The following is a 2,439-nucleotide window of genomic DNA, read 5'->3' as shown; positions in this document are numbered from 1 at the left end:
GTCCTGTAATGCTCTTTAAAAGGCAACTTCAAATTTACAACTGTAGAAGATGGGCTTAAGTGATAATACAACATAAAAAATAATCTTAGCGCAAACCTGCGTCATAATTTGCCGGGAGAGAGTTTTGGAATGACATAGAATTCGCCCGCTCTCTCCGAAAGGACGGGGACCTTTAGTCCTAATCTACGGCAGGAAGGCTGGCTGCCGCGACCGCCTGGCCTACGCGGCGGCTCTTCTCGTCCGGGAGGTGAAGGTCAATGCGCGACGCCAGATCCGGGAACTCGGATCGAAGCACCTTGCTCGCCCATTCCAAGATCAGTCTTCCCCCTTCCCCGGAGGTAACCCTTCCGAGGAGGAGGACGTGCCTGAGGGTATAGAAATCTGCGTAGTGCGCGATCGCATAGCCTGCGTAAATCCCGATGCTCTGCCAGATCTTAACCGCTCTTTCGTCTCCCGCCGCAAGCTTGCCTTGCACGAACTTGAGTCTCTCTGCATTTGTGACATCCTGAGGGAGTTCTATTCCGGCTTTTTGTGCGAGCCGGAACACACCCTGTTGTGAGAGGTAAGAGACCCCGCATCCCCGGTCGCCTGACCATTCGTCGATGGGGGCGTCGGGAGAGTAATCGATCGGGGCGAACGCCAATTCGTTTAGCCAACCGGTGATGTTCCCTTCTGTGTTTACATAGCCGACAGCTTCGCTTGATCCCAGAGCGATGCCGAGGACACCGTTTTCGTTGAGGGACATCGATCCGGCGAGCGCGGCCACCTCACCGTCGTTGACGATTACCAGAGGTACTCCCATTTCCTCACGGATGCGGAGAAACAGATCTCGAACTTCGTCGTATCGTTCAGCGGGAATACTGCGGAACAAGGATGCCACTCTCACCCTATTATTGACGTAGACTCCAGCGGCGCTCCCGCCGATCGCGTCCACCCGCGGGAGCTTCGCCGCCGCTTTTCGAAGCGCGGCGATAATGTGCTTGTAATGGTATTCTGGATTCTTTTGTTCGGATGGTTCCCACACTATCTCTTCGCTGAATATAGGTTTCCCATTGGCGACAGCGGCCACCTTGAGATCAGAGGCCCCAAGGTCGAAACCGATGCGATATCCATCGAGGTGGCGTCCGAGCGGAGTTCCTGCCTCCTTTTCTTGTGGAACTTCGGAAACGCCGCAAGGAACTACCTCAAGTGGTTTCTCATAGACCCTCTCGACAAAGCGGTAGTCGAACTTCCGCACCCCGCCCGGCGCGTAACACCTCTTGATATAGTCGCCGATGCTTCTTGGACCTCCCACATAGGCTCTCCATCCGCCACGCTGCCAAAGCAGGAATTTAAAGATCCGCTCGGCATATGTCAGGTTCGCTCCTGCCCGCGGATGATCGGCAGGAAAGGCATTTGTCTCGTAGCGTGAGATGGACCCATCCGGTCGTTCCAGTGCAAACACCAAGGATGTACCCCGCCCCGAATCTTCCACTCCTGTTTGGAACGCGCGCCCGGCCAGCACTGCCGGGGAGAACCCCTCATCGAGTGGGGGAACGAGCTTCGGTCTAACTGGATTCAATTTGTCTGTCATCTGGAACGCTTATTCACTTCCTGACAGCGATCGCCTCGATCTCGAGCGGCGCGCCCTTGGGAAGCGCCTTCACCGCGACCGCGGCTCGCGCCGGGTACGGCTCGGAGAAGAACTCTTTGTACACCTCGTTCATCGCCCCGAAGTCGGCGATGTCAGCGAGGTAGACCGTGACTTTGACCACATCGTCCATCCTTGCCCCGGCCGCCTCCAGCACCGCGCGCACGTTGGCGAGCGCCTGGCGCGCCGCGGCTTTGGGGTCAGCGGTGATGAGCTCCCCGTCCGCGGTCGCCGGGAGCTGGCCGGAGACGAAGATGAACCCGCCTGCCGCGATCCCCTGCGAGTACGGCCCGACCGCCGCGGGCGCACGGTCAGTGGAAATCCTCTTTTTCACCTGCGCCCCCTAGATCAGGCCGAGCTTTTCCCCGCCTTCCTTGAACGCCGCGATCGCCTGGTCGAGCTGGTCCTTGGTGTGGCGGGCCGAGATCTGCACCCGGATGCGGGCCTTGTCCCGCGCCACCATCGGGTAGACGATCGGCAGGACGTAGATTCCCTTCTCCCACACGAAATCGGCAAGGGCCTTGGCTGTTTCGCTCTTCCCGCACATGATCGGGATGATCGGGGTCTCGGTGTTTCCGGTGTCGAACCCAAGGTCCTTCACCTTATCGAGGAAGTAATTGCGGTTGTCCCACAGGGATTCCAGCCACTGCGGCTCGGTCTCGAGGACGTCGATCGCCGCGATGCACGCCGCCGCCACTCCCGGGGGAACAGCCCCGCTCAGCAGCCAGCTGCGGGACTTGTTCAGCGCGAACTTGCGCAGGTCCTCGCTCCCGGAAACGTGCCCGCCGATCACTCCGAACGCCTTGGAG

Annotated in this window: 3 protein-coding genes; all 3 read right to left on the bottom strand. The window is 59.1% G+C overall.

Going from position 1 to position 2,439, the window contains the following annotated elements:
* Positions 1–178 precede the first annotated feature (178 nt).
* A complete protein-coding gene (locus tag J7J55_02170; protein MCD6141511.1) occupies positions 179–1,573 on the bottom strand; it encodes an ROK family protein in 1,395 nt (464 codons plus the stop codon).
* Between the two features lie 13 nt (positions 1,574–1,586).
* Positions 1,587–1,964, bottom strand: a complete 378-nt coding sequence (locus J7J55_02165; protein MCD6141510.1) for a RidA family protein — start codon at positions 1,962–1,964, stop codon at positions 1,587–1,589.
* A 9-nt stretch (positions 1,965–1,973) separates the two neighbouring features.
* Positions 1,974–2,439 (bottom strand): aminotransferase class I/II-fold pyridoxal phosphate-dependent enzyme (locus J7J55_02160; protein ID MCD6141509.1); only part of this gene is annotated, 466 nt, incomplete at its 5' end.

The organism is Candidatus Bipolaricaulota bacterium (assembly GCA_021159055.1).
Classification (GTDB): Bacteria; Bipolaricaulota; Bipolaricaulia; order UBA7950; family UBA9294; genus S016-54.
Note: the sequence above shows the minus strand (reverse complement) of the source record. Positions and strands in the feature narration are given on the sequence as shown.

Coding starts and splice junctions, on each gene's coding strand:
- J7J55_02170 (MCD6141511.1), bottom strand. CDS start 1,573: ATGACAGACAAATTGAATCCAGTTAGACCGAAGCTCGTTCCCCCACTC.